The following is a 21361-nucleotide window of genomic DNA, read 5'->3' on the forward strand; positions in this document are numbered from 1 at the left end:
TCGCAACGTTCCCGCCCCTAGCGTCGGCCCCGGCGCCGTCCAATGGCGGGCGGCGCGGAGTGCGGAATATCGGGAGGCCCTGGAGATGACCCGTTACGCAGCGCCCGGCAGTGAGGGCAGCATCGTCTCGTACGAGTCCCGCTACGACCACTGGATCGGCGGGGAGTACGTCCCGCCGGCCCGAGGCCAGTACTTCGAGAACCCGAGCCCGGTCAACGGCCGCCCCTTCACGGAGATCGCGCGCGGCACCGCCGAGGACGTGGAGCGGGCGCTGGACGCGGCGCACGGCGCGGCTCCCGGCTGGGCGAGGACGTCGGCGGCCGACCGGGCCCAGGTGCTCCTCGGGATCGCCGACCGGATGGAGGCGCGGCTGGAGGAGCTGGCGGTCGCGGAGAGCTGGGAGAACGGCAAGCCGGTACGGGAGACCCTGGCCGCCGACATCCCGCTCGCCATCGACCACTTCCGCTACTTCGCGGGCGCGCTGCGCGCCCAGGAGGGCACGCTCAGCGAGATCGACGACGACACCGTCGCGTACCACTTCCACGAACCGCTGGGGGTCGTGGCGCAGATCATCCCGTGGAACTTCCCCATCCTGATGGCGACCTGGAAGCTGGCGCCCGCGCTGGCAGCGGGCAACACCGTCGTCATCAAACCGGCCGAACAGACCCCTGCGTCCCTCCACTTCTGGCTGAGCCTGGTCGCCGACCTGCTGCCGCCCGGCGTCGTCAACATCGTCAACGGCTTCGGCGTCGAGGCGGGCAAGCCACTGGCGTCCAGCGCGCGCGTGGCGAAGGTCGCCTTCACGGGCGAGACCACGACGGGGCGGTTGATCATGCAGTACGCCTCGGAGAACATCAAGCCGGTCACCCTGGAACTCGGCGGCAAGAGCCCGAACCTCTTCTTCGACGACATCTGGGCCGCCGACGACGACTTCCGCGACAAGGCCCTGGAGGGCTTCACCATGTTCGCCCTGAACCAGGGCGAGGTCTGCACCTGCCCGTCGCGGGCGCTGATCCAGGGCGGCCACTACAACGAGTTCCTGGAGGCGGGCGTGGCCCGCACCGAGGCGATCGTCCCCGGCCATCCGCTGGACACCGCCACGATGATCGGCGCCCAGGCCTCCCACGACCAGCTCCAGAAGATCCTTTCGTATCTGGACATCGGACAGCAGGAGGGCGCCAAACTCCTGACGGGCGGTCAGCGCATCGAGTACGACGGCGAACTGGCCGGCGGCTACTACGTCCAGCCGACGATCTTCGAGGGCCACAACCGGATGCGTATCTTCCAGGAGGAGATCTTCGGCCCCGTCCTCGCGGTGACGTCCTTCAGCGACTTCGACGACGCGATCAAGACCGCGAACGACACCCTGTACGGTCTCGGCGCCGGCGTCTGGACCCGCGACGCGAACACGGCGTACCGCGCGGGCCGCGCCATCCAGGCGGGCCGCGTCTGGACCAACTGCTACCACGCCTACCCGGCCCACGCGGCGTTCGGCGGCTACAAGCAGTCGGGCATCGGGCGCGAGAACCACCGGATGATGCTGGACCACTACCAGCAGACGAAGAACCTCTTGGTGTCGTACTCGCCGAAGAAGCTGGGCTTCTTCTAGGCGCACGAAAAAAGGCGCCTGACCTGGACTTTTGCCCGTCAGGCGCCTTTCCCGCAGCTTGCTCTCAGCCGAGCCCGGCTTGCGCGCTAACTCCCAATTCCTCCCACATCTGTACCGCTCCTGACCAGTCGCGGCAGTGCAGTGGGGCGCGGAAGTCGATGACGGAGCGGCCGACAACGAACGCGTTCTGGCGGCGGTCGTCTTCGTGTGTGGACCTCACCACTTCCTGGAACATGCGTGTCCGTGCTTCCTCCAGCGAACATGACGCGGAGCAGCACGTGCTTCGCGCCGGCGAACATGTCGGCCGGGCCCTTGGTGGTCGGCGGCTGCTTGAGGATCTCCATCGTGCCTTCTTCGAAGAGTGCCGGCCGCCGCTGTTGTTCACACGGCAGCGTGACAGGTGGCCGCTCGGGGCGTTCAGGCGTGGGTGTCGTCGTAACCCATGTCGGCGCCGAGTTCTCGGGAGGCTTCGGCCTGGGCGAGGAGTTCCTGGGCCTTGGCCGTCACGCCTTCGATAGCGTCGGCGCCGGCGACGAAGCGCAGCAGGGGCTCGTCCTGGCCGGCGATGGTGAGCAGGGCGCGGGCGAGCTTGGCGGGGTCTCCGGTCTGCTGGCCGTTCATGCTCTTCCAGGCGGCGATGGTGGCCGTGGTGCGCTCGGCGTAGTCGTCGATGGTGGGCTCGGGCCAGATGGTGGAGCCGTCCACGAGAAGTTCGGTGCGGAAGAAGCCGGGCTCCACGACCGTGGTGTGGATGTTGTACGGGGCGACGTCGTAGCGCAGGGATTCCATCCAGCCCTCGACGCCGAACTTGGAGGCGGCGTAGGCGACGCAGAACTCCTGGCCGATCAGACCGGCGGCGGAGGAGAGGGTGATGATGTGCCCGGCGCGCTGCGCGCGCAGGACGGGGAGGACCGCGCGGGTGACGTTCATGGGGCCGAAGAGGTTGGTCTCGATCTGCTGCCGCATCTGCGCGGGCGTGATCTCCTCGAAGTAGCCGGCGAAGAAGTTGCCGGCGTTGTTGATCAGTACGTCGATGCGGCCGAAGCGGCCGACAGCGGCGCTCACGGCGGCCTCGGCGTCTTCCAGGCTGGTGACGTCCAGCTTGGTGACCAGCAGGTTGTCCTGGGCACCGCCGAGGGTCTTCTCGACTTCTTCGGGGCGGCGACCGGTGGCGACGACCTGGTGGCCGGCGGCCAGGGCCTCTCGGGCGATGTCGGTGCCCAGACCGCGTCCGGCGCCGGTGACGAAAATGACCTTGCTCATGAGATTCCTTTCAGATGCCGTAACGACACCCGTGTGTGGTGCGGTGCTGATGCGTGGCACCGTCAACGGGGTCGTGCGTCCGGCCTTCGGCGGGCGCGATCAGGGGCGCGGCCGAGGCCGCCCGTGCCCCGGGCGGTTCCTTCCGACTGCCTCATTCAACGTTCGCACCTTCACGCGCATCCACAAAGGGGAGAATTCCCTACCCGGAGGAAAGGTTCCGGGTATAAATTCCTACCCCTCATTGCCGGTCGATTCGGTGTCACACTGGCAATATGACTCGCAACGCGCATCTCAACGAGCTGGGCGAGTTCCTCAAGACCCGCCGGGCCGAACTGAGCCCCCGCGCGGTGAGCCTGCCCGAGACGGGCGGCCTGCGCCGGGTCAAGGGACTGCGCCGTGAGGAAGTCGCTCAGCTCGCCGCCATCAGCACCGAGTACTACACCCGCCTCGAACAGGGCCGTATCCAGGCTTCGGTGCAGGTGCTGGCCACTCTGGCGCGGGCACTCCGACTGGACGACGACCAGCGGGACTACCTCTTCGAGCTCGCCGGCAAGGACCAGGCCAGGCCGCGCCGTCGCACCGTACAGAAGGTGCAGCCCACGCTGCAGCGCCTCCTGGACAACCTGATCGACACTCCGGCCATTGTGATGGGCCGCCGTACGGACATCCTCGCCTGGAATTCCCTGGCCGCCGCCCTGATGTCCGATTACACGGAAATCCCGGAGAAGAAAAGAAACCACACGCGGATTCTTTTCACCGACCCCGCGATGAGGACGTTGTACGCGGACTGGGCGGAGGTCGCCCACACCACCGTGGCGCAGCTGCGGATGCAGGCCGCCAAGTATCCCGACGACCCCCGGCTGGCCGCCCTCGTCGGAGAACTGTCGGTGCGGGACCCGGACTTCCGCCGTTGGTGGGGCGACCACCATGTCGCCGCCCGCACCATGGGCAGCAAAACCTTCCACCACCCCGTGGCCGGTGAGCTCACTCTCGACTGGGACACCCTCACCGCCAGTATCGACGCCGAGCAGCAACTCGTCGTACTGACCGCCGAGCCCGGCACCCCGTCCCACGACGCACTGCGCATCCTCGCCTCCTGGACCACGGACCAACAGCAGCAGCCCGCACCCGGCACCACCGCCTGATCACACCCGTACGGACCGGCCGTGGACCACCGACGGAATGCGGTACACCGACGATCGGTGATCCACAACCACGCTGTCCGTCCCACGCGAAGGCTGTGTCGTGGCGCACCGTGGCGCGCGGCGGCCGGACCGTCCGCAGCACCTCGTAGCGCCTCTCCCCTCGTGGCGCCCCAGCCCATGGCCCGCCCCTACGGGCCAGTACATCCCGATCGATGAGGAACCCCGTGAGTGCCCTGTTCACCGCCCTGACCCTGCGGTCACTCGACATCCCCAACCGCGTCTGGACATCCCCGATGTGCATGTACTCCGCGGCCTCGGACGGGCCGGAGACCGGAGTGCCGACCGACTTCCACCTCACCCACCTGGCAGGCCGGGCCGCCGGCGGCGCCGGGCTGGTGATGGCCGAGGCGACCGGGATACGGCCCGACGGGCGCATCACCCCCTGGGACCTGGGCCTGTGGAACGGCCGCCAGCAGCAAGCGTTCGCCCGCGTCACCGCGGCCATCCGCTCCCACGGAGCGGTCCCGGCGATCCAGCTCGGGCACGCCGGCCGCAAGGCATCCGTCGACAAGCCCTGGCTCACCAACGAGTACATACCCGCATCCGAGGGCGGCTGGCAGACGGTCGCGCCCAGCCCGGTGCCGTTCACCGGGCGGTCGGTACCGCACGAGCTCACCTTGGACGAGATCCAGCAACTGGTACGCGACTTCGCCGAGTCGGCGCGGCGCGCGCTGGCCGCGGGCTTCCAGGTGGTCGAGTTGCACGGCGCCCACGGGTTCCTGATCAACTCCTTCCTCTCTCCGGCCGCCAACCACCGCACCGACTCCTACGGCGGCAGCTTCGAGAACCGTCTGCGCTTCCCCCTTCAGGTCGTCGACGCCGTACGCGAGGTGTGGCCGGAGGACCTGCCTGTCTTCTTCCGCACCTCGGCCACCGACTGGCTGACCGAGAATCCGCAGGACGAACGCGAGGGCTGGACCGGCGACGACACCGTCCGCCTCGCCAAGGAACTCCAGTCCCACGGCGTCGATCTGCTGGATGTGTCCACCGGCGGCATGGTCCCCGACGCCACGATCCCCGTCGGCCCCGGCTACCAGGTGCCCTTCGCCGCCGAGGCGCGTGCGGCGACCGGCATCCGCACCGGCGCCGTCGGCCTGATCCTGGAACCCGCCCAGGCCGAGGACATCGTCGCCACCGGCCAGGCCGACGCCGTCCTGCTCGGCCGCGAACTGCTGCGCAAGCCGTACTGGCCGCAGCACGCGGCACTCGAACTCGGCGCCGAGCCCCGCTGGCCCGAGCAGTACGGCTACGCCGTCCGTCGGCGCGGCAAGGGCTGAGAGAACGGGCTCCCGCGCTCGGAACGCGCGGGGAGCCGTCCCACCCCGCACAGGCGGGAATCCGCGACCACCCATGACCGGAAGGAACACCTCCATGAGTACAAGCCAGTCCCCCTCCATGAAGGCGATCGGCGTCCACACCTACGGCGGCCCGGAAGTGCTGCGTACCGTCGAACTCCCCGAGCCGCACGCCGGCCCCGGCGAGGTACGGGTACGGGTGCGCGCCGCCGGGGTGAACCCGGCCGACGCCATGCTTCGCGACGGCTCCCTCGCCGAGTGGTACCGCGGCCTCGAACCCCCGTTCATCGCGGGCATGGACGTGGCGGGAACGATCGACGAGGCCGACGACGACGTCAAGGCCGCGTACGGGCTGTCCGAGGGCGAGCCGGTGATCGGCATCGTCGACAACCACGGCCGGCACGGCGGCTACAGCGAGTACGTCGTCCTGCCGGCCGAGTCCGTCACGCGCCGGCCGGCCGGCACGACGTTCCCCGAGGCCGCGTCGTTCCTGATGAACGCGCTGACCGCCCGCAGCGTCCTGGACACCCTCGCCCTCGCGCCCGGTTCGACCCTGGTCGTCACGGGAGCCGGCGGCGCCGTCGGCGGCTACGTCGTCGAACTCGCCGCCACCGAGGGCCTGCGCGTGATCGCGGTGGCGTCGGCACACGACGAGGAGTGGCTGCGCTCCCGCGGCGCCGACACCTTCGTCGTACGCGGCGAGGATCTCGCGCAGCGCCTCCTGGACGTGGTCCCCGGTGGAGCGGACGCGGTCGCGGACGGCGCGATGCTGCACGACCTGATCACACCGGCGATCCGCGACAACGGCCGGATCGCGGTCCTCCGCTTCTGGGACGGCGACCCCGGCCGCGGCATCACCGTGCACCCCGTGAACGTCCGCACACGCGTCACCGACGCCGCAGCCATCACCCGCCTGCGCGAACAGGCCGAGTCAGGTGAACTCACCCTCCGGGTCGCGGCCGCTCTGCCCGCCGACCAGGCTCCCGAGGCCCATCGGCTGCTTGAGAAGGGCGGCCTGCGGGGTCGGCTCATCCTCGAATTCCCGCCCTCAGCAGCCATGTGAAAGGCGTCGCGGGAGTACGGAGACCGAGCGTCGTCCCACTCATTCACGGGCATCGCCCTGCTACCACCCCGTCCGTACAAGGAGCATTGTGTCTGGCGACACCCTTCCCTTCGCCGACGCCGTCCGGGCCCGTCACGCCGTTCGCGCGTTCCTGCCGGATCCGCTGCCCGCCGCGCAGATCCGCGGCGTGCTGGAGGACGCGCGGATGGCCCCCTCCAACTGCAACACGCAGCCATGGCAGATCCACATCGTCTCCGGCCGGCAGCGTGATCTGCTGAGCGAGGAGCTTCTGCGGGCCGAAGCCGCGGGAGAGGTATCGGGCGACTTCACCTTCGACCAGAACGAGTACTTCGGCCCGTACGCGCAGCGCTCCGCGCACCAGGCCAAGACCCGCAACGACGCCCTGGGTATCGCCCGGTCGGACCGCGAAGCACGCCGCGTGGCAGACCGGCGCAACTTCGCGTTCTTCGGCGCTCCCCACGTGGCCCTGCTCTTCGCTCCCGTCTTCGGCGACGGTGTGCGCGTGGGCGGCGACATCGGCATGTACGCCCAGACCTTCCTGCTCTCCCTCGCCGCCCGCGGCCTGGGCGGAATCCCGCAGACCGTGCTGGGCCTGTACGCCGGCACCGTCCGCGAAGTCCTGAACGTTCCCGACGATCTGAAGCTGTTCTTCGGCATCTCGTTCGGACACGAAGACCACGCGTCCCCCGACAACAGCTACCGCCTCGACAGGGTCCCGCCCCGGGAGAACGTCATCACCCACGGCACCCCCGGCCTGTTCGGCAACCACCCATCCCCCGCCCCCGCCTGACCGGTGGCCGACAGCGCCACCACGGGCCGATCAGGCCCGTACCGACCACACGAAAGGAACAGCGCCATGAAGGGCTACGTCATCCAGGAGAAGGGCCGCGCCGACTGGCAGGAGGTCCCGGTGCCGGAGATCGGACCGTACGACGCCCTCGTCCGGCCGACCGCGGTCGCGACCTGCACGACAGACGTGCATCTCATCGACTCGCTCTCGCTGCCGAACGCGCTGGGCAAGGTCATCGGCCACGAGGCGGTCGGCGTCGTCGAACGTATCGGCGAGCTGGTCACCGACTTCGCCCCCGGAGACCGTGTCGTTCTTCCCGCCGGGCTGGCCGACTGGCGCCACCCCCGGGCGCAGCGCGGCGAGGGCAAGTTCCACCAGAGCAAGAGCCCTTACTTCTCCGACGATCCGACCAACGGAGGGTGGTTCTCCGAGCTGGTGAAGTGCTTCGACGCCGACTCGAACCTGGCGCACATCCCCGACACGGTCACCGATGTCCAGGCCGTGTCCGTCGACGACATGGCCGCCACCGGATTCACCGGCGTCGAACGGATGGAGATCCAGTTCGGTGAGGTCGTCGTCGTCCTGGGCGTCGGGCCCGTGGGGCTGATGGGGGTGGCCGCCGCGGCGCTCCGGGGCGCCGGCCGCATCATCGCCGTCGGCTCGCGCCCGAACACCATGACCCTCGCCACGCGGTACGGGGCGACCGACCTCGTCGACTACAAGAAGGGCGACGTCCACGAGCAGATCATGGCACTGACCGGCGGCGTACAGGTCGACAGCGTCCTTGTCGCCAGCGGCGGCAACGCGAGCGACCAGATCGGCACGGCCATGAGACTCACGAAGTTCGGCGGCCACGTGTCGGTGGTCTCGGGCTTCTTCGACGACGAGACCGTCACCCTCCCGATGAACGTCTGGAACTACGGCGTGATGGAGAAGTTCCTCACCGCCGCCCAGGCCAACCAGGGCCGCGACTACATGGAGCGCCTCCTGCTCCTCATCGCGAACGGCAAGCTCGACACCCAGCCCCTCGCGACACACGTCCTGCACGGCTGGGACGCGGTCGGGCAGAGCCTCGAACTGATGCGCAGCCGCAATCAGACCGTCGTGAAGCCGGTGGTTGTCGTCGGCTGACCGCCGCCGGCGGTGAAGCCGCGTGCGGTCACACCCTCCGCGGCCAGGTTCGGCCGCCAGCGCGTCGAGCCGCTCCCGGCTCCGGGAAGCCAGCGCGACATCGAAGCCGCCGTGCCCGAACTGCCGGGCCACGGCGGCTCCCAGGCCGCGTCCCGCTCCCACGATGACGATGGTGGTCATAAATTCAGCGGGGTGAGATGCGGACCGTCGCCGATCTCGGTCCGTCACCCCGCATGATCGGCACCGCGGAGCTGCCCGGGTACTTCTCCTCGTAGGCGGCGTCGACGGCGGCGTCGACGCCGCTGTCTGCGGGTTCGAAGATGACCTCGTGGTACGTACCGGCAACGCGCACGCGGCCGGCCTTCTGGCGAATGGCGGCCTGATACCACTTCGACTGCTGTCCGTTGGCGGCGCGCACGTACACGTCGCCGTCGACGACGAGTGCCCAGGTCTGGGTCGGGGTGCCGTAGGTGGCACCGTCCTCACGGAACGGGGAGACGAAGAGATCCGCGTTCTCGGCGATCGCGCGGAGTTGTGCAGGGCTCCAGGAGCTCATGCTGATCCTTCTCTCAGGGAGGCGGGACTGTTCCTGGGGCCGGTGGCCGGTGACATGTCCCTCGACCGGGAGGCCCTCACCTGCCCCACCGACCCCGACCAGCAGCTTGTCATCCTGACCGCGGAGCCGGGCACTCCGTGCCACGAAGGGCTGCGCTTCCTCCGGTCAGGAACCGCTGCGCTGTCTCCCGTGGGTAGCGGCCCAACCGGCGAGCAACCGCAGCGCGTCGTCGTCGGATGAGCCCGCCTCGGCGCTGAAGGCGACCAGGGCCAGCCCCGGGTCGGCGGCCAGGTCGAACACCTCGTAAGACAGGTGCAGAGCGCCCACGACGGGGTGGCGGATGTGCTTGAGCCCGGTGCGGTGCAGGTGTACGTCGTGCGAGGCCCATCGGATCCGGAAAGCCTCGCTGCGGGTGGACAGCTCCCCCACGAGATCGGTCAGTGCCCTGTTGTAGGGGTCGCGTCCGGCCTCGGTGCGCAGCAGAGCCACACTGTTGTCGGCGGCCCGCTCCCAGTCGATCCAGAAGTCGCGGGCACGCGGGTCGAGGAAGTTGAAGCGGGCGTGGTTGACCGGCCGGGCCGGTTCTGCGAACACCGGCGCGAACAGCGCCTCCGCGAGGGGGTTCGCCGCCAGGACATCCAGACGCCCGTTGTGGACGAAGGCCGGCAACGCGCTCATCCCGTCGAGGACGCGCGCCACGCCGGGCCTGATCTTCTGGGCGGAAGGCTGACGGCGGGCACGGCGCGGGGCACCGGCGGCGCGGGCAAGCTCTGCCAGATGCGATCGCTCGGCTTCATCCAGCCGCAGCGCTCGGCCGAGGGCGTGCAGCACGCTGTCGGAGACGCCGCTGAGGTCGCCGCGCTCAAGCTGCGCGTAGTACTCGACGCTGACACCGGCCAGCTCGGCCACCTCGCTGCGACGGAGGCCCGGCACACGCCTGGCGCGGCCGTGGGACGTCAAGCCGGCGCCCTCGGGGGTGATCCTCGCACGTCGGGAGTTGAGGAACGCTTTGACCTCTTCGCGGTTGTCCACGCTTTCAGCCTAGAAGAAGCCCGTCCGCTGAGAGGTGTGCTGTCAGTACGCCCTTCAGCAGTGACTTCCTCGCCCGGTCGGACTGAGATCGACTGGGGCCATGAAGAAAGCTCTCGCCTCCGTGACCGGGACCGCGACCGCGGTCGCCCTCGCCGCGTGCTCCTCCAGCACAGTCGCAGACTCCACCGGATCGCTCTCGGAGACCGCCGAGGTCTCCTCACCCGGGTCCCGCTCGTCCACGAGCGCGGACGCGTCGGTGAACGACGGCACGCCCATCACGTTCACCGTCGGAGACCGCGTCATCAGGGCCAGGCTCAATGGCAGTGACGCCGCCCGGGACTTCGAAGAAATGCTGCCGGTCACTCTGCCGTGGTTCCGGAACCTGGATATCGAGTACATCTCCGAGCTGTCCGACCCGCTGACCGAGACAGGGCCTTTTTATACGGATGTCCAGCCCGGTGACATTGTTTACTACAATCCGCGTGACAGTGTGACCATCATCTACGAGCCGACCTCCTCGGTCCCGACCCTCACGAAGATGGGCGAGATCACTTCTGATGTGAGCGTCTTCGAAGACCTGCCCGCGAACGTGGACATGCGGATCGAGGCCGAGTGACGCTCCACTTGTCCGTGCGCCAGGGACACTCATACGGGTACATCGGCCGTGATGCCGTCATCGCGACCCGAGCGACCAGGTAGAAAACTCTCCCTCCCACGCGGCGTACGTCCCGTGCCAAGCTGCGTACGGCGTTGTGTCCCACTTGGCGGTGAGGTTCCGCGGGTTGCGGGCACGCCGCGTTGTGGGTCATGAGATACGGGTGTTATCAGGCCGTAGCGGACTCATCCGTCCCGAGGACGTCTCCAGGAAGGGCCTGCTCGGCCATGATCTTCGTCTTGATGCTTGTCAGACTCGTCGTGCTGGCGGCGTTCGGTGCGCTCCACTGGTACGCGTGGCGCCGCCTGGTGCGCGACACGATGCCCCGGGGCTCGCTCCAGCGGCGCGCCGGGAGCGTCATTTTCGTGGCCGGGCCCCTGCTGACGGGCGGCGCGCTCGTGGCCGAGAGACCGTGGGTTCCCTTCCTCCTCCAACAGATACTGGCCTGGCCCGGATATCTGTGGATGGTGGTGTTCCTGTACGTGCTGCTCTCGCTGCTGGCAGGCGAGGCGGTCCGGCCTTTGCTGCGCTGGTGGCTCGCACGACGGGACACCGGAGCACATGCGAAGGAGCGGGCGCACCGGGGCGGGGAACTCGTCGCCGTCGGCCCGGCTCAGTCCCTGGCGACAGAGCACTGCGGGTCCGGTATCGCGGGGGACATGCGGGAGCCTGACGCCGTGGCCGAGCACCCGCGTCCACCGGCGTCCGCGCCTTCGCTCCCCGGCCCGGCGGGCCTGTCCCGCCGCCTCTTCGTCTCGCGCGTCGTGGGCGGTACGGCAGCGGCCGTGGCCGTCGGTACCGTCGGCCACGGGACCTACAGTGTGCTGCGCGGTCCCCAGGTGAAGCGCCTCACCGTCCCGCTGGCGAAACTGCCTCGGAGCGCACACGGGTTCCGGATCGCCGTGGTCAGCGACATCCATCTGGGCCCGATTCTGGGCCGCGGATTCGCCCAGCGGGTCGTCGACACCATCAACGCGACCCAGCCCGACCTGATCGCCGTCGTCGGCGACCTGGTCGACGGCAGCGTCGAAGACCTCAGCCCCGCCGTCGAGCCGCTCGCCGATCTGCGGGCTCGCCACGGAACGTACTTCGTCACCGGCAACCACGAGTACTTCTCGGGCGCCGAACCATGGGTCGAGAAGGTGCGCGACCTGGGGCTGCGCCCGCTGGAGAACGCCCGCGCGGAGATGCCCGGCTTCGACCTGGCGGGCGTCAACGACGTGGCGGGCGAAGAGGAGGGCGAGGGCCCCGACTTCGGCAAGGCCCTCGGCGACCGCGACCGCTCCCGTGCCGCCGTCCTTCTGGCTCATCAGCCGATCGTCATCCACGACGCCGTCCGCCACGGCGTCGATCTGCAGCTCTCCGGCCACACCCATGGCGGCCAGCTCTGGCCCGGCAACCTCATCGCCGAGCCGGCAAACCCCACGCTCGCGGGCCTGGAACGCTACGGCGACACCCAGCTCTACGTGAGCCGAGGCGCAGGTGCCTGGGGCCCACCGGTCCGCGTGGGCGCCCCGTCCGACATCACCGTGGTCGAGCTTGCCTCGAGAAACGCCTGATGCTGTGAGCCCTCGGCTGCAGAGGGAGGTCGTGAGTCGTGACCTTCCCGCAGGTTGTCGTGGGAGGGTGACGGGAAGGTGAGTCGAACCACTGGCCCCTGGGGGTCACGGCCCAGCAGAGCGGCCATACCGGCGTGGTAACCCCGGTCCTCCGTCTCGTACTTGACGATGACCCGGCGGGCGCTCTCCAGCGGGCTGCCGGTGTCGGGGGTGTGCGAGGCCGGCCAGCCGCTCAGCAGTGCCTGTGGCTCGCACCCTGTTCGGCAAGAGCGTCGGCCGGGTGGTGAGTTGTGGCCCATCTCGCGAGTGTCCGGAGGGCATCCTCGTGGGATGGGCCGGCTTCAGCGCTCAGGGCGGTCAGGGGCAGGCGGGGGTCGGCGGACAGCTCCATGGTCTCGAAGTTCAGGTGCAGGTCACTGACGACAGGATGATGGAAATGTTTGAGTCCGGTGCGGTGCAGACGCACATCGTGCGCGGCCCAGCGGACACGGAACTCATCGCTGAGGGTGGACAGTTCGCCAATGAGGACGGTCTTCGCCCTGTCGTACGGGTCACAGCCGGCTTCGGTGCGCAGCACGGCCACGGTGTCGTCGGCGACCTGTTCCCACTTGAGCCAGAAGTTGCGGGCACGGAAGTCGAGAAACGCAAAGCGGGCCGGTTGGCCGGAGGGCCGGGGTCCCCGAAGAACGGCGCGTGCAGTGCCTGGGCGAGAGGGTTGACGGCGAGGACATCGAGGCGCGCGTTGGTCACGAAGGCCGGTACCTCGGTCATCAGCTCAAGAATGCGTGCCACGCCGGGCCAGACCTGCCGTGTGGGGGGTTTGCGACGAGCACAGGGGGGCGGGCCGGCCGCGCGGGCGAGGTCAGCCAGATGTGCCCGTTCTGCCTCGTCGAGCTGCCGTGCTCGGGCGAGGGCATCAAGGAAGCCGCCGGAGACACCGCTGAGGTTGCCCCGTTCGGGCTGGGCGTAGTACTCGACGCTGATGCCGGCCAGGTCCGCGAGGCGAACCCCCGCCGGCAGAGGCCGGTGGGGGTTCGCCACGTCTCACGCGCGAGCCGCAAAGGCCACCTCTTACACCATCACTGCAGTTCAGGGGCTCGCAAGCGCTGTACCACCAGCAGGCGAAGAACCTCTTGGTGTCGTACTCGCCGAAGAAGCTGGGCTTCTTCTAGACGCCAAAAAAGGGCGCCTGAACAGGCAATTCACCTGACAGGCGCCCTTCCTGGCGGGCATCTGAGCCACGGGGTGAAGTGCAGAGCAACTGCCGATATACCCCACTGCTATCCCACCCCTGACCAGCTGTTCCGGGGCATTTCCGGGCCAAGGCGCGGTTCATGCGTCCTCCGCACTGCCGCCCCGCCGGCCGTGAGGCCGGCATCCGGTGTCACCGGATGGCGACGACGGACAGACGCAGATGCGCGCATGGAGCGTCCGAGTCCTGTCCCGGCGGACCTTAAGCGCTTAGGCTACGCTCGAATGCCACCTGCCTCGGCGAGGAGAAGCCCGCATGCGCACGACGTTGGACCTGGCAGGACGCTGGACGTGGACAGTCGTCGCCGACGGCCGGACTCCGGTGCCGGAAGCGGCCATACCGCTCATCGGCCGGGCCATCGACGCGCAGGTTCCGGGGGCGGTCCATCTCGACCTGCTGGCAGCGGACCTCATCCCCGACCCCTTCGTCGACCAGAACGAGGACGAAGTCTCATGGGTGTCGAGATGCGACTGGGGACTCGGCCGCACGTTCACCGCCGCCCTTGGCGCAGAGCGGATCGATCTCGTCCTCGACGGTGTCGACACCGTCGCGTCCGTCGCGGTCAACGGGCGGACGGTCGGAAGTACCCGGAACATGCATCGTTCCTCCCGGTTCGACATCACGGCGGTCGCGGCCGCGGCGAATACCGTCGACGTCCGGTTCACGTCCGCGTACACGGAGGCGGAGCAGTGGGAGCGCGCGCTCGGAGCCCGGCCCAGCGCCTACCCACAGCCCTTCGCGTTCATCAGGAAGATGGCGAGCAGCTTCGGCTGGGACTGGGGACCGACCCTCCCGGGTTGCGGACTGTGGCGCGACGTCAAGGTGGAGACGTGGAGCACGGCGCGGATCGCCGCGGTGCGTCCCCTGGTCGGCTTGTTCGAGGACACCGGCATCCTCACCGCCCACATCGACCTTGAGCGAACCGGCTCGGGGGCAGCACTCCCGCTCCACCTGGAGGTCGAGATCGCCGGGCAGGCAGTCCACGCCGAGGTCCAGCCGGGCGAGGACTCCGCGACCGTCGTCGTCGCCGTTCCCGACGTGCGCCGGTGGTACCCGCGAGGACTCGGCGAACCGCACCTGTATCCGGTGGGTATATCGCTCCGGTCCGGGAAGGAGCGGCTCGACGAGTACCGCACACGGGTCGGCTTCCGAACGGTCGCCGTCGACCGGGCACCCGACGCTCACGGCACCCCGTTCGTCGTCACGGTGAACGAGCGCCCTCTGTTCGTCAAGGGCGTGAACTGGATCCCCGAGAGCGTCTTCCCCGGGGTGGTCACCGCCGACCGCGTCCGGACCCGTCTGGAACAGGCCGCCGACGCGAACGTGAACCTCGTCCGCGTATGGGGCGGAGGGGTCTACGAGAGCGACGCGTTCTACCGGGCGTGCGACGAACTCGGCCTGCTCGTGTGGCAGGACTTCCTCTTCGCGTGCGCCGCCTACCCCGAGGAGGAGCCGATCCGTTCCGAGGTGCTCGCCGAGGCCCGCGAGAACATCGTGCGGCTCAGCTCTCATCCCAGCCTCGCCCTCTGGAACGGGAACAACGAGAACCTCTGGATGCGCCTCGACAAGGACTGGGCGGCGCAGCCAGGAGGTGAGCTGACCTGGGGCGAGCGGTACTACCTGGAGTGGCTCCCGGACCTCGTTCGCGAGCTGGACCCCACCCGTCCTTACACGGAGGGGAGCCCCTGGTCGGGCAGTTGGGCGCACGACCCGAACGACACCGGCCACCAGACGTTCCATTCCTGGGACGCCTGGAACGAGGACGACTACGCGGTCTACCGGGACAGCTCTCCGCGCTTCGTGTCCGAGTTCGGCTGGCAGGGCGCGGCGGCCTGGAGAACGCTCCGGGACGCGATCACCGACCGCGAGCTGCGCATCGACGCGGAGAACGTGCGCCACCATCAGAAGGCCATTGACGGACACGCGAAGCTCGCGCGCAACCTCGCCCGGCACCTCCCGCCGACGGAGGACTTCGACCGGTGGCACCTGCAGACGCAGTGGATGCAGGTCGAGGCGGTCCGCACCGGCGTGCTGCACTGGCGCGCGAGCTGGCCGCGGACCACGGGCACCATCGTGTGGCAGCTCAACGACCTCTGGCCCGTCACGTCGTGGTCGGCGATCGACAGCGCCGGCCGCCGCAAGCCGCTCTACTTCGCTCTGCGCGACATCTACGCGCCGCGGGTCGTGACCATCGAGCCGTGTGACGGCGCACTGGAACTCTGCGTCATCAACGACGACGACAAGGCGTGGGACACAAGGGCGCATCTGGCTCGGCGGCGTATCGACGGTGTGCCCGTCGCGGAGCGGTCGTACGCGCTCTCGGTTCCGCCGCGTTCGGTGACCCGCGTGACGCTGCCGTCGGCTGTCGCCGATCCGTCGGATCCGGGCGCCGAGTTCATCATCGCGACGGTCGACGGCGAGCGGGCCGTTTGGTACTTCGCTCCGCCGAGGGACGTACGGCTCGACGGAACGCCGCTGGAGGTCACGGTCACCGCCGTCGCCGGTGGACTGGACATCGGTGTCCGCTCGCGTCACCTCGCGCGCGATGTGCTCGTCCAGCCGGACCGGATCCATCCCGGGGCGACGGTCGACCGCGGCTTCACCACCGTGCTGCCGGGAGAGACCGAGATCTTCCGTGTGCGCGCGCCGGAACCGCTCGATCCCGCCTCGCCGCAGGCGGCGTTCGTCGTCGCCTCGCTGCGGGATATCATCGGTTCCGACTGACGGGAGCTGGCATCGGTGATGACGAGTGCTCCGCAGCCCCGGCGGGTCACCATCGCGGACGTCGCGCGGGAGGCGCGGACGTCGACCGCGAGCGTCTCCTATGCTCTGAACGGCCGGTCCGGTGTGTCTTCGGCCACGCGCGAACGGGTCCTGGAGGTGGCGGCCCGGCTCGGCTGGTCGCCGGCGAGCGCCGCCCGCACGCTGGCGGGTGCGGGCGCGGAGACGATCGGTCTGGTGCTCGCCAAGGACCCTCGTGATCTCTCCGTCGAGCCGTTCTACATGCAGTTCATCGCCGGGGTGGAGGCGACGCTCGCGTCCCGCTCGATGGGGCTCCTGCTGGAGGTCGTGCCCGACGCGGACGCCGAGGCCGAGGCGATCCGGCGATGGCACAGGTCGCGTCGTGTCGACGGCGTCCTGCTCACCGATCTGGTCCCGGACGATCCGCGGATCTCCGTCGTGTCGGAGGGTGGTGTCCCCGCGGTCGTCGTCGGCGACCCGAGCGTCGCGGCAGGGCTGACGACGGTGTGGACGGACGACGCCGAGGCGATGCGGCGGGCGGTCGAGCATCTCGCGGCCCTCGGCCATCGGCGTATCACCCGTGTCGCGGGTCCCCACCGCTACGCGTACACGGCCATCCGCGACGACGCGTTCGAGCACGCCGCTCGCGCCGCGGGCCTCGAACACGACATCGTGCGTACCGATCTCTCGCCGGATTCCGGTGCGGCGGCCACGCGCGCCGTACTGTCGTCGCCCCGGGCGCCGACGGGTCTGCTGTTCGACAACGACGTCATGGCGGTCGTGGCGCTGACCACCGCACACGAACTGGGTCTCTCGGTCCCCGGCGACGTCTCCCTCGTCGCGTGGGACGACTCGCTGCTCTGCCGCCTCGTGACGCCGGGGCTGACGGCGCTCGGCCACGACATCGTCGCGCTCGGCGCCCATGCCGCGCGCCGGCTCCTCGATGTCATCGACGGTGCGGCCCCGTCCACTCATCAGGACGCGACCCCAACACTGCGGGTCAGAGCCTCGACCGGTCGTGCGCCGGTCGGGGCCTGACCTTCGCGGCGGTCTACCAGCGGAGCGCGGGATCCCACCGCAGCTGCACACCTCCGCGTTCGAGGTCGCGCTGGAAGTCGTCGAGCCGGCGCGCGTCGGAGCGCACCGCGGACGGCTCCAGGCCGTGGTCGAGGCAGTACGAGGCGAGGGCTCCCACGGCCTCGCCGATGGACCACTCGACGGGTTGCAGCCGGTAGCTGCCGTTCGAGATATGCGTGGTGCCGATGTTCTTCGCGGCGGGGAGAAGGTTCCGTACGCGCCGCGGCAGGAGGGCGCCGAGCGGGATCTCGAACGGTTCCGGCAGGCCGCCGCCGCCCGCGCTGCCACCGGTGGTGGCGTGCCGGTCGATCCAGTAGTAGTGACCGACGCCCACGGTGTCCGGATAGCGCTCGGCGCCCCGGCCGTCGCGGAGGTCCCGGTCGAAATCCTGCTCCAGAATCGTCCGCTCCGCCCGGATACGGCGTGACTCCCGGAAGTACGGCATCATGGCGAAACCGTCCGGCGTCCCCGTGACGCGCGGCACTGGGCGGAGTCCGGGCCAGCCGACGCCGCCGTCGGGTCGCGGCGCCTCCGTCTGGAGCCAGTAGAGCAGCGACCGGCTCAGCGCCTTCGACCGGTCCCAGTGGACCGCCGCGCCGTCGCTGCCGAACAACGTACCGCCGACGTAGTCGTTCATCGGCCAGTTCACGATGACGATGTCGCTCTCGTACGCTCCGTCCTCGAACTGGCGCCGCGCCGCGACGCGGCGGTAGTTCCACAGCTCGGGGGCTTTGCCCATGTTGCGGTGGTCCACGTCGATGGCGAACGGGTCGTCGTCGTCGTTCACGCGCAGGGTGTACTCCCTGGCGATCGATCCGTCGTGGGCGGCGCGGCGGAACCCGAGCATCTTCTCGCCGTCGAGCTGCGGCGGTCGCCACTCGCGGAAGAAGCCGTAGTCGTCGGGCCGGTCGATGGTGTGGTCCTGGCCGGCGAGGTGCTCGACCGCGAAGCACCAGGTGACGCTCTGCATGTCGAGGGGATCGCCGGTCTCCGGTGCGCCCGGCTCGCCCGTCTCGCCGCGGGCCTCGCGGCCGGTGACGAACTCGACTCCGCCGAGTTCCAGGAGGTCGCCCAGTTCGGTCGCGTCCAGTACGAACGGCGCGGAGAGGTCGCGCACCTCTCCCGCGCGGTCGCGCACCGTCACCGCGGTGACGCGGTCGCCGTCGGTGTGGACGGCGACGGGCGACGTCTCCCGCATGAGTGTGAGCCGTCCGGACGCCTCGTACGGGCGCAGCATGCTGTGGATCACCGAGAGGATGGCCTTCGGCTCGACGCTGAGCGGGCTGACCCACGCCGCGCCGGGGTTGAGGTGCTGGTGGGCTCTCGCGGCCGCGGTGAGCGGATAGTAGGTCCGGTAGTGCTCGCGTACGAGTTCGCGGAACTGGGCGTAGCTGCGGTTGCGGCCGGTTGTCTCGATGCGCCGGTGCTCGTCGCTGGGCACCAGTTGAGCCGTCAACTGTCCGCCCAGCCACGGTGTCTGCTCGGTCATGATCACCGATCTGCCGCGGCGCAGAGCCGCGAGCGCGGCGGAGACGCCGCCGACGCCACCGCCGACGATGAGAAGGTCGGCTTGCTGTCCTGTCACGGGAGAACACCTTTCTTTCCCGAGAACTCTCGGTAAGTTTCCCGATCATACTGAAGTGAAATCTCTCAAGGCGACGTCGTTCGCCGTAGACTTCCAGAACTCGAAGTGATCGAAGGGATACTCATGCGTGACAAGGAGCGTCGACCGTCGCTCGCCGAGGTGGCGGGCGAGGCGGGTGTTTCGGTCTCCACCGTCTCGAAGGTCGTGAACGGGGCGCCGGACGTCGCCCCCGACACCCGTGTGCGGGTGGAGTCCGTGTTGCGCGACAAGCAGTACCTGTCGCCGAAGCAGCGCTCCCGGCGCGATCTGGCGACGGTGGTGGTCGTGCTCGCGAGTTCGAGCATGTCGTCGCCGCTGACCGTGGAGATCCTGCGCGGCGCCATGCGCGCGGCCCACGAGGCCGGGCTTGAGCTGGTCCTTCTCGACCTTCCCGACGGAGTGCCCGCCGCGGGATGGATCGAGCGGACAAAGCGGAACGGGCCGGTGGCCGTGATCGCGGTGAAATCACGGCTGAGGACGGAGGAACGGGCGAAGCTCACGAAGAACGGAGTCCCCCTCGTCGAGGTCGACACCTACCGGTTGCCGGACAGCGACTCGTACTCCGTCGGCGCGACGAACTTCGCGGGCGGCATGGCGGCCACCCAGCATCTGCTGTCGTTCGGGCACACGCGCATCGGTTTCCTCGGCGGCGTGTCCGACACACAGGCGTCGATCGCGCGCAAGCACGGGCACCTGGCCGCGCTCGCCTCCGCGGGGATCCGGCCCGGCGCCGACATCGTCGAGGAAGGCGACTTCACGTACGAATCGGGACTGCTGGCCGCGGAGTCCCTCCTGGGCCGGCCGGACCGCGTCACGGCGATCTTCGCGGCGAGTGACGCGCAGGCGGCCGGGGTCCTGGAAGCCGCGCGGCGCGCCGGCGTCTCCGTCCCGCGCGACCTCAGTGTCATCGGGTTCGACGATCAACCCGTCGCGCGGATGACGGCGCCGAGGCTGACGACCATCAGGCAGCCGTCGGAAGCGATGGGGTCGTACGCGGTGGACGTCGCGCACAAGCTGCTGCTCGGCGGAGCGCCTCCCGTTTACCACACCGATCTCGCGACAGAGCTGATCGTTCGGGACTCGACAGCGGCTCCACAAGTTCTCGAAAATATGGCTTGATTTTCTCGGTAGCGCTGGTACTTTACTTTCCGCGGAGCGCTGCGAGGCGCGGAATGAGTACGAAGGAGTACTTCATGCGAGCTACCCGATCCCGAAGAGCCGCCATCGCGCTCACCGGAGTTCTGGCCCTGTTCCTCAGCGCGTGCAGCGGCGGTGACACCGGTGAGTCAGGTCCTGCGGACCTGAAGATGGCGCTCTGGTCGTCCAACAAGGATCACCTGGCGTTGCTGAAGAAGGTCGGCGACGCCTATGTCGCGGAGCACAGCGACGAGGTCGCGTCGATCACCTTCGAGCCCGTCACGAACCCGGACTACATAGCCGGGCTGACGACGCAGATCGCCGGTGGCGACGTTCCCGACCTGGCCTGGATACCCGAGGCGAGCGGCCCCGAGTTCGTCGACGCGGGCGTCCTGCACGATGTCCGCGACACGCTGAAGGGCACCGAGGGCTACGGCCTCGACGACATCCTCCCCGCCGCGCTCGCTCCGTGGCAGGACGACAAGGGCGGCGTCTACGCGTATCCGTTCTCCAACTCGCCGTTCGCGCTCTACGTCAACGAGGACCTCCTCAAGACCGCCGGCCAGCCCGATGTGGCGGCACTGGTCGGGACCCCGGAGTACACGTGGCAGACGGTCAGTGACATCGCCGCGGCGACGCACAGCAAGACAAAGGCCGTGGGGCTGAACATCCCGACGTTCAACCCCACGAACTGGAGCACGGTGACCATGCTCGGCAGCGGATGGGGTGCCGCTCCGTGGTCCGAGGACGGCGCGACATGCGAGTTCGCGTCGCCGGAGATGACCGAGTACCTCACCTGGTACCAGAAGCAGATCAGCCGCGGCGCCATCCCCGCCGTCTCGGGGAACGCGGAGCCCGCGGCGTTCGCGAGCGGCGACGTGGCCTTCAGCATCGCGCAGCTCAGCCAGTCGGGGAGCCTCGACGACAGCTTCACGTGGTCGTTCCTCCCCCTCCCGGCAGGGCCGAAGGGCTACCACCCCATCGTCGGACAGGCGGGGGTGAGCGTGCTCGAACGCGGCACCCACAAGGAGCAGGCGGCCGATTTCCTCGCCTACCTGACGAACCCCACGAACGCCGAGCTGCTCGCGCAGTTCTTCCCGCCGCCCCGTAAGTCGCTCCTCAATGTGGAGACGCTCTCCAAGGCAGCGCCGAAGCTCTCACCCGAGGCGATCCAGTCGGCGATTCTCGACGTGGTCCCCAAGGCCTCGGTGAAGCCGCAGCACCCGGTGCTCTCACAGTTCTCCGACAAGGTCCGCGCGGGCCTCGACTCGGTGTGGTCGGGAGGCGACGTGAAGGCCGCCGTCACCGGTATATGCGAACAGATCTCGCCGACGCTCAAGGGCTGACCCC

At 69.3% G+C, this 21361-nt stretch carries 18 protein-coding genes and 1 pseudogene; 13 read left to right on the forward strand and 6 right to left on the reverse strand.

Translation table 11 applies throughout. The features are described 5' to 3' along the window. Positions 1–85: 85 nt before the first annotated feature. Positions 86–1609: an aldehyde dehydrogenase family protein gene (locus tag AB0389_RS01095; RefSeq protein WP_366393179.1), complete on the forward strand. Its 1524-nt coding sequence runs from the start codon at positions 86–88 to the stop codon at positions 1607–1609. A gap of 417 nt (positions 1610–2026) precedes the next feature. On the opposite strand, the gene AB0389_RS01100 is transcribed toward AB0389_RS01095, so the two are convergent. Next, positions 2027–2872, reverse strand: a complete 846-nt coding sequence (locus AB0389_RS01100) for an SDR family oxidoreductase (RefSeq protein WP_366393180.1) — start codon at positions 2870–2872, stop codon at positions 2027–2029. A gap of 272 nt (positions 2873–3144) precedes the next feature. On the opposite strand from AB0389_RS01100, the gene AB0389_RS01105 reads away from it, so the two are divergent. The 5 genes from AB0389_RS01105 to AB0389_RS01125 all read left to right on the forward strand — a co-directional run bounded on the left by AB0389_RS01105 (position 3145) and on the right by AB0389_RS01125 (position 8377). Then, on the forward strand, positions 3145–4017 hold the full coding sequence (locus AB0389_RS01105; RefSeq protein WP_366393181.1) for a helix-turn-helix transcriptional regulator: 873 nt from the start codon (positions 3145–3147) through the stop codon (positions 4015–4017). A gap of 224 nt (positions 4018–4241) precedes the next feature. Then, positions 4242–5354, forward strand: coding sequence for an NADH:flavin oxidoreductase/NADH oxidase (locus AB0389_RS01110; RefSeq protein WP_366393182.1), 1113 nt, complete (start codon positions 4242–4244; stop codon positions 5352–5354). Positions 5355–5448: 94 nt separating this feature from the next. After that, entirely contained in the window at positions 5449–6435 is a 987-nt protein-coding gene (locus AB0389_RS01115) for an NADP-dependent oxidoreductase (protein WP_366393183.1), read from the forward strand. 88 nt (positions 6436–6523) lie between these two features. Beyond that, positions 6524–7246: a nitroreductase gene (locus AB0389_RS01120; RefSeq protein WP_366393184.1), complete on the forward strand. Its 723-nt coding sequence runs from the start codon at positions 6524–6526 to the stop codon at positions 7244–7246. A 66-nt stretch (positions 7247–7312) separates the two neighbouring features. Further along, positions 7313–8377 carry a zinc-binding dehydrogenase gene (locus tag AB0389_RS01125; protein ID WP_366393185.1) on the forward strand — a complete coding sequence of 355 codons (1065 nt, stop codon included), beginning with the start codon at positions 7313–7315 and terminating at the stop codon, positions 8375–8377. Between the two features lie 184 nt (positions 8378–8561). On the opposite strand, the gene AB0389_RS01130 is transcribed toward AB0389_RS01125, so the two are convergent. After that, the gene (locus AB0389_RS01130; protein ID WP_366393186.1) at positions 8562–8933 is read right to left on the reverse strand and encodes a DUF2255 family protein; all 372 of its coding nucleotides are present in this window, start codon (positions 8931–8933) and stop codon (positions 8562–8564) included. A 42-nt stretch (positions 8934–8975) separates the two neighbouring features. Here AB0389_RS01130 and AB0389_RS01135 point away from each other — a divergent pair, with 42 nt between their 5' ends. Beyond that, positions 8976–9173, forward strand: coding sequence for a hypothetical protein (locus AB0389_RS01135; protein WP_366393187.1), 198 nt, complete (start codon positions 8976–8978; stop codon positions 9171–9173). On the opposite strand, the gene AB0389_RS01140 is transcribed toward AB0389_RS01135, so the two are convergent. After that, positions 9099–9965, reverse strand: a complete 867-nt coding sequence (locus AB0389_RS01140; protein ID WP_366393188.1) for a helix-turn-helix transcriptional regulator — start codon at positions 9963–9965, stop codon at positions 9099–9101. The genes AB0389_RS01135 and AB0389_RS01140 overlap by 75 nt on opposite strands. 100 nt (positions 9966–10065) lie before the next feature. Here AB0389_RS01140 and AB0389_RS01145 point away from each other — a divergent pair, with 100 nt between their 5' ends. After that, positions 10066–10581, forward strand: coding sequence for a cyclophilin-like fold protein (locus tag AB0389_RS01145; RefSeq protein WP_366393189.1), 516 nt, complete (start codon positions 10066–10068; stop codon positions 10579–10581). A gap of 266 nt (positions 10582–10847) precedes the next feature. After that, positions 10848–12179, forward strand: coding sequence for a metallophosphoesterase (locus AB0389_RS01150; protein ID WP_366393190.1), 1332 nt, complete (start codon positions 10848–10850; stop codon positions 12177–12179). 232 nt (positions 12180–12411) lie between these two features. Here AB0389_RS01150 and AB0389_RS01155 read toward each other — a convergent pair whose 3' ends face one another. Together AB0389_RS01155 and AB0389_RS01160 are read right to left on the reverse strand one after the other, a co-directional pair. Continuing rightward, a complete protein-coding gene (locus tag AB0389_RS01155) occupies positions 12412–12762 on the reverse strand; it encodes a hypothetical protein (protein ID WP_366393191.1) in 351 nt (116 codons plus the stop codon). A gap of 128 nt (positions 12763–12890) precedes the next feature. Further along, positions 12891–12950 (reverse strand): annotated as a pseudogene (locus AB0389_RS01160) (hypothetical protein); the annotation flags it as partial. 736 nt (positions 12951–13686) lie between these two features. Between AB0389_RS01160 and AB0389_RS01165 the strand changes: the two are divergent. Together AB0389_RS01165 and AB0389_RS01170 are read left to right on the forward strand one after the other, a co-directional pair. Continuing rightward, a complete protein-coding gene (locus AB0389_RS01165; RefSeq protein WP_366393192.1) occupies positions 13687–16155 on the forward strand; it encodes a glycoside hydrolase family 2 TIM barrel-domain containing protein in 2469 nt (822 codons plus the stop codon). Between the two features lie 18 nt (positions 16156–16173). Further along, positions 16174–17211, forward strand: a complete 1038-nt coding sequence (locus AB0389_RS01170; protein WP_366393193.1) for a LacI family DNA-binding transcriptional regulator — start codon at positions 16174–16176, stop codon at positions 17209–17211. Between the two features lie 13 nt (positions 17212–17224). Here the strand turns inward: AB0389_RS01170 and AB0389_RS01175 are convergent, their stop codons facing one another. Next, positions 17225–18835 (reverse strand): FAD-dependent oxidoreductase, encoded by a 1611-nt coding sequence (locus tag AB0389_RS01175; RefSeq protein WP_366393194.1) that lies wholly within the window; start codon positions 18833–18835, stop codon positions 17225–17227. A gap of 123 nt (positions 18836–18958) precedes the next feature. Between AB0389_RS01175 and AB0389_RS01180 the strand changes: the two genes are divergently transcribed. Both AB0389_RS01180 and AB0389_RS01185 read left to right on the forward strand, forming a co-directional pair. Then, complete coding sequence (locus tag AB0389_RS01180; protein WP_366393195.1) at positions 18959–19993, forward strand: substrate-binding domain-containing protein; 1035 nt, start codon at positions 18959–18961, stop codon at positions 19991–19993. Positions 19994–20067: 74 nt separating this feature from the next. Beyond that, entirely contained in the window at positions 20068–21357 is a 1290-nt protein-coding gene (locus AB0389_RS01185; protein WP_366393196.1) for an extracellular solute-binding protein, read from the forward strand. The last annotated feature ends 4 nt before the right edge of the window (positions 21358–21361 follow it).

Origin of the sequence: Streptomyces sp. NPDC093109 (genome assembly GCF_040701725.1) — a bacterium.
GTDB lineage: Bacteria > Actinomycetota > Actinomycetes > Streptomycetales > Streptomycetaceae > Streptomyces.